Source organism: uncultured Pluralibacter sp., assembly GCF_913775985.1.
GTDB lineage: Bacteria > Pseudomonadota > Gammaproteobacteria > Enterobacterales > Enterobacteriaceae > Pluralibacter.
Genome location: NZ_CAJYMB010000041.1, coordinates 1 through 6,442 on the forward strand (window position 1 = coordinate 1; position 6,442 = coordinate 6,442).

Genomic DNA, 6,442 nt, shown 5'->3' on the forward strand with positions numbered 1-6,442 from the left:
CCTGGTTGTCGAGCAGGTTAGCCTTGAGGTCGCGCAGCAGGCTGCGCATGGCGAGCATGGCCTTCAGCTGGGGTATCTGGCGGGCCACCTGCTCGGGGGTGAAGTCGTTCATGCTGCGAAAGGTGAGGTCAACGTTCTCTTCGCTGCCGTCGCCGGCGAGGGTGTTTTTCACCGCGAGGCTGACCCGCGGCGCGTACTCGGCGAGCACCGAGTCGAAGTTGTTCTTATTGATGTTTTGCTTCTCGCGTTCAGACAGCGGGGCTTTTTCCTGCCCGTTGCTGAAATCCCCCGTCACCAGCAGCTTGAGCGGGAGTTCGGTCTTTTTCCCCGCGCCGCCGGTATGTAAGTCGAGTTTGAGATTAATACGTGCTTTGGGTACTTCACTCTGGAAGCTGTCGGCCATGTCCTTTATCCCTTAGTTATTGGCATTGATATTTATACCCGTCACGCTTCAAGCTGCTTGTGAGTTGGCTGCACTCGTTCCCCCGGTCACTTACAGAAACTAAGCCCCGAGAATTATCTCACTTGCCGCCTCTAAACAATTCAAAATATTAAGGATATAAAAACGAAGTATCGCTAAGACAGTAGTGTAATTTATTATATAAAATCAATTACCCATAATAATAAACCTGTTCAAAGAAGTAAGATAAAAACCAAAAGCTTTGTTATTGGACAGGTAAAAAAACCAACATTAAGAAATAAAACACTGCAAAAATCATTATTTCCATGATTAACAACCAAAAAAAACATCACACCCGGTGTTTTATCGTTTTCCTATATTTGTTGATCGACATCAACAAGCATTCAACTAAAACAAGATTACGAACAACCTTGATAGAATCACGAGTAACGCCATAAATAGATTACACATGTTAAACAATTAACTAATGAAACTTTTTCATCCATCAACCTTGTGAATATATCTATTATAATATACATATATTCCTACAGGCTAAGTTCAATTTTATATAGGAATAACACATGTTTTTATTCATTGGACTTTGATTACTCATTGAGTTAAATCATAAGTAATGTTAAATACACTCATAGCACTTTATGCTGAGCAAAAATTCTCTTTGTTACTCACTTCATTCACGAGCCTCATCCCTGCGATGTTAAATCTGGTTCAGGCTGAGGTGTTGGTCACCTCAGTCACTCCAGTGAACTCCCCGGGATTCGCTCACCTGCTGCTGCAGCGCAAGCGTTGCTTTGTCAAACAACTTGAATTATTTAAGATATGAATCTGATGGAAATAATAATTCACGTGATGAAAACCGCCCCAAATACGGCCAGGTACTTCGGACGTTAAAGAAAAAACTCTACTTACTTCACGTTACTGAACTTCTGAAAGCGCTTGCAGAGGCTGAAGAAAAACAGCATTGAACAAGCCGCATTAAGATAGCTAAGAGTAGTATGAGAACACCTTCGTTTACGCGCTGCGGCGTCAGCGTAAAAAACGCAGCCCGGTATGGCACGGCAATGTGCTAACGACAAGGCAGGAAACAGCGCCCTGCCTTGCCCATAACTCAATTGCGTTCGGCCCGCAGGGTTTCAATCGCCTTAAGGGTATTAATTAACCCGTAGCCCGACACGTAATTGTACTTGCCCTCAGCCGGCGCGCTGCCAATGGTCGTCGCGGTTTGCTGCAGCACCTTATACAGTTTCTCCGGCGTGATGCCCGGATTATCCTGCATGATCAACGCCGCGGCAGCAGCGGCATTCGGCGCAGCGGCCGAGGTGCCGTGGAAGGTGTATTCCGAAGTGTAATTGCAGGCGGGATCCCGGAAGGTCGGCGGATTATTGGGATCCGGCAGCCTGCCGGAGAAGAAGCTGGTAGAAACGCCGTCAACGGCGGTGGCATCCGGCTTGTTCGGTATCAGATGAATTGACTTACCCTGAACATCGAACAGCAGCGCTGAATTGCCGTAGGAGGAGAAAGCCTCCATTTTCGTCTGCGTCACGTCGATGCCGCACTGCGGCGTATCGGCAAAATCGGCAGCCCCGAGGGTAAACGCCGCCGGAGTGGCGGTATGGCCGTAAATTGTGCCCCGGGAGGTGCCCAGACGGGGATCAACGCTGACATTATTAAAGCCCATCACGGTAATGGACCCCGGCTTGACGCCGCCAGTATAGAACAGCTGGATGCCGTAAGTGCCGCCGGCCATATTGCGCGGCAGCGTTATCCTCATCAGCGCGATGGGATCCTGCCCCAGAGGCTGGCGCAAACACCACTCATTGCCGTTAATCTGGCTGCCGTCGGCTTTGGTCAGGCAGGCCACCATCTTCGACTGGTTACCTTTGGCATAGGACTGATCCCACCAGATACCAATTTTCTGGCTGCGGTTTTTTTGCAGCGTCACGGGCAAAATGGTGGCATTTCCGCTTTCGCTGATCTGCAGTATCTGGGCATTTTCATCCTGAAAAGGGCTTTTTCTGCCCGGTGAATAGGCTACGAACCGGGGATGATTATTGCGGTAGACGCTGCCGCCATTTTTCTTGGTGAAGTTGCCACCGGCCACAAAATAGGGCACGCCTTTTTTAACAACGCGGGTGATCGAATCACCGACAATGCCCGTCTCGTAAAACGGTTCGGCGAAGAAATATAAGTCGTCGACGATAATATTCGCCCCTGCCCCTTCCCGGCCCGAGGCATCATACTGGCCTTTCGGCATTGCCAGGGTTTGAATACCCTGAGCAAAGTCAGTTAGGGTGTCCGGCGAGTAGTAGGCTATTTTTGCATCGGGAGCAATATCGTGAACCAGCTGGGCCATCGCCCGCCCTTCGTCATTGCTGGTTTCAGAACACGAGCCCGTCTCTTTCACCACATATACGTCGCCGGGTAATTCACCGTTATTAACATCATCCTGCGCGGTGATATTCGGCATATTGGGATTTCTGAACTGGCTCAGGCAATTCCAGGATGTAGATAATATGCCGATAGTCAGCCCTTTACCACCAGGCGCATTTTTAAGGCTGCTTTTTACCTTCTTGCTGAACTGGACAAAATCGGCCTGATTCTCAACCTCGCCTGCCTTGGCGCCTATTTCCGGCATGTTAATGCGTTTAACTGCGCTGACTTTTGACAGCGCCTCAAGATTTTCAGGTGCAATAGTGCCCCCGACGCTGTTGCCATACACCGCGTTAACGGTAAGCCCGGCCCCGGAAAGCGGGGCGCGTGCCTGCTCGATATTGCCATCAATAATAATATCAACATTAATTGTGGTGGGTTGCTGACTCTCGTCCAGCGAGCGCTTGCTGCGGGTAGATATGCCTTCCCGCGTTTCCGCCTCCTGCGCCACATCCTCCTTCATGCGGTATAAATAGGGCGACAGTTTGAGATCGTCACCGGACTGCTCTTTTTCAGCAGCGGCTTTTGATTCAGTACCGAGAGAATAGGCATCCGCCGCACTAACAGCGCTTGCATCATTTACTACCTCAGCCTGCGCTGGCGCGCTTGCCGCACAGCAAATAATTGCCGCGGCGAGCGCTGTCTTTTGTACCTGGAGATAATTAGCCATAAAACCCTCTGATAATCCTTAATGGTTATTTATTAATTGAGTTATTACTTTTTAATAAGTAGCACAATGTTCAGGGATAGCGCACGGAACAGAGCGCCTGAGGGTAAATATAGGAAACACGGCTTAAATCACCAATAAATATTTCTTTTTTTAAAAACTCACTATTAATAATGACATATAACCACAATGTTATTATGAATTATATTCTAAACTTAAAAGCAGCAATAGAATGGACCGTAAAAATATGTATTTTTTATTAAAATCGCTGCGGCGATATTAATTGCTTATAGCAAAAAAAACACTACGAACTCCATTTCATAAATCAGCGTGAGGCTGCAGTAGACCGCGCTATTTTAGCTCTTGCCGGGCCTCTGAACGGTGGTGTTAACCATAAACACAAGCGCCATCCCGATGTAGGATGGCGCCTGCTTAAGCACGTTTATTATCACTTAGCCAACAGCTTCTGTCTCTCCCCGGCTCCAGCGCCCTACCCGCTCATAATCCACCGGCGTATCCACGTCCCAGTGGATCCCTTCGGCGTTTACCGGCACCACTCTGGTTTCCAGCTGGCGCACCACGTCCTTCATGGTGGCGCCTTCCGGGGCATTTTTAATCAGCGCCAGCGCCTGCCGGGGAAGGAGCACCGGATGGCCCTTGCCGCGATCGTAGCCGGGGATCAGGCAGGCGCCGTGCTCCGGCCTGGCCCACAGCGCGCGGTACACCCCGGGCGTGACTTCCGGCATATCGCCAAGGGCGAGGAAGAAGCGCGATGAGGTGACTGCCGCCGCGCCGCGCTGGATGGAGGAGAACATTCCCGCCTCGAAATCGGCGTTGTGCACAATATCAATCCGGGGATGATCCTGATAATAGGCGGCCAGCTCGTCGCCGCGAAAACCGGTGACCAGCACTACCCGGTCGCAAAAAGAGAGCGCGCTGGCCAGCGCGCTGTCGAGTATGGTGCCGGCTCCCCAGGGCATCACCATTTTCCATTTGCCCATGCGGCTGGAGAGGCCCGCCGCCAGCATCACGCACTGTCTGGACTCTGTTTTAGACATAAGCTTGTCCTCGTGGGACCTGAAAAAAAGCGCCGCCGTTTTATACCGGCGGCGCTGTCGTCTTTACGCTTTCAGCACCGCCTTGATGGAGGTAATGATCGGCTGGTAGCCGGTGCAGCGGCAGAGGTTGCCCTCCAGCGCCTCTTTCAGCTCGTCATCGCTCGGGGAGGGATTCTGATCCAGAAGCGCCTTGGTGCTCATCAGCACGCCCGGGGTGCAGAAGCCGCACTGCACGCCGCCGTGGCGCACGAACGCGTTTTGCAGCTTTTTGCCCACCGGATCGTGATGCAGTGCTTCCACGGTAGTAACTTCTGCACCGTTGCACTGCGCGGCCAGCAGCAGGCAGGAACACACCGACTTGCCGTCCATGATCACGGTACAGGCCCCGCACTCGCCCACCGAGCAGCCCTCTTTAGTGCCGGTAAGGCGCAGATCTTCGCGCAGAAAATCAATCAGGCGCAGGTTGTCTTCAACATCGCGTTCGATGCGGATGCCATTCACTTTCAGTTCAATATGGTTCATGGTCGCGGCTCCTTATTTCTTCTGCTCGGTCATCACTTCCTGCAGCATCTGCCGGAACATATCGATGAATACGGGGATTTTGTACGGCGCCGACCAGCGGCCGCCGATGGCTTTTTCTACCTGCGCGCTGAGGATCTGCGCCGCGCTTTCGATGGTTTCCGCACACAGCGGTTTGCCGGTGAGCGACTGCTCCACGTCAACCAGACGCTGCGGCTTGCTCATTAGCGCACCGTCCACCAGCCGGCAGCTGCGGATAATGCCGTTATCGACCATAAACTGGCCGGTCAGGCTCTGGCGGGTGATGTTCAGCGCGTTGCGACGTCCCAGCTGGAGATAGCGGTTAATCAGCGGCTGCTTGCTCGGAGCCGGGATGATAAAGCGCGTGACCAGCTCGTCGGCTTCCAGCTGGGTGCGGTAGCCGCCGGTAACGAACTCGCTGACCGGCATCCGGCGCATGCCGCGCACGCTGCGCAGCTCGATTTCCGCATCGTAAATGATCAGCGGCGGCATGGAGTCGGCGCACGGCGCAGCGTTAACGATGTTGCCGCCGATGGTGGCGCGGTTGCGCAGCTGCAGGGAGCCAACGGTCTTACAGGCGGTAACCAGCAGCGGATAGCGCTGTTGAATCAGCGGATGCCGGACCAGATCCGTAAAGCAGACGCCGGATCCGATGGAGATCCCGCCGTCCACGTCGAAAATCTCCTTCAGCTCCGCCAGACCGGCGATATTGACCAGCGGCACATCGCCGGACTGCATCCGGGCCTGCACCAGCACATCGGTTCCGCCGGCAATAGGCATTGCGCCCTTCTCAGCAATTTGCGCCAGCGCCTCTTTCAGGGAAGTCGGCACGCTCAGGGAAAGGGTGTTCAGGCGGTGCACCTGCTTTTTGTCGCCGGACTCCAGCATCTGCTCACTCTGGCGCTCCGGTTTCTTCAGGTTGTAGCCCAGACGCACCTGTTCCAGGGTCAACGGCAGGGTGCGGTTCCAGCGTCCGATAGCAAAGCTCACCGCGTTGTTCAGCGCCGCGGCACCCAGCTCCAGCACCGGCTCGCCGATGACTTTCGCCCCCATCGGGCCCGCCTTGTCGTGGTTTTCCACCGCGATAACGTCGATATGCGGCATATCTTTAATGGTGGGCAGCAGGTAGGTGTCGAAGTTCTCGGATTTCACCACCCCGTGTTCGGTATTGAAGTCCTCCAGCATGCCGTAGCCGATCATCCCCTGCAGCACGCCGCCGTAGACCTGTCCGGTAAAGCCGACCGGGTTGATGACTTTGCCCACGTCGTGAGTAGCCACCACGTTATTGACGGTCACTTTACCGGTGCGCATATCCACCGCGATGTCCGC

Annotated in this window: 5 protein-coding genes; all 5 read right to left on the reverse strand. The window is 53.3% G+C overall.

Features of this window, described 5'->3' with window-relative positions:
- Positions 1 to 403: type VI secretion system contractile sheath small subunit (gene tssB, locus QZ766_RS05420; RefSeq protein ID WP_297198385.1), on the reverse strand; the 403-nt coding region annotated here is incomplete at its 3' end.
- Between the two features lie 1,123 nt (positions 404 to 1,526).
- Positions 1,527 to 3,518: a S8 family serine peptidase gene (locus QZ766_RS05425; protein ID WP_297198388.1), complete on the reverse strand. Its 1,992-nt coding sequence runs from the start codon at positions 3,516 to 3,518 to the stop codon at positions 1,527 to 1,529.
- 449 nt (positions 3,519 to 3,967) lie between these two features.
- Positions 3,968 to 4,573 (reverse strand): NTP transferase domain-containing protein, encoded by a 606-nt coding sequence (locus QZ766_RS05430; RefSeq protein ID WP_297198390.1) that lies wholly within the window; start codon positions 4,571 to 4,573, stop codon positions 3,968 to 3,970.
- Between the two features lie 63 nt (positions 4,574 to 4,636).
- Positions 4,637 to 5,095, reverse strand: coding sequence for a (2Fe-2S)-binding protein (locus QZ766_RS05435; protein WP_297198393.1), 459 nt, complete (start codon positions 5,093 to 5,095; stop codon positions 4,637 to 4,639).
- Positions 5,096 to 5,107: 12 nt separating this feature from the next.
- A partial coding sequence (locus QZ766_RS05440) for an FAD binding domain-containing protein (RefSeq protein WP_297198396.1) occupies positions 5,108 to 6,442 on the reverse strand: 1,335 nt, incomplete at its 5' end.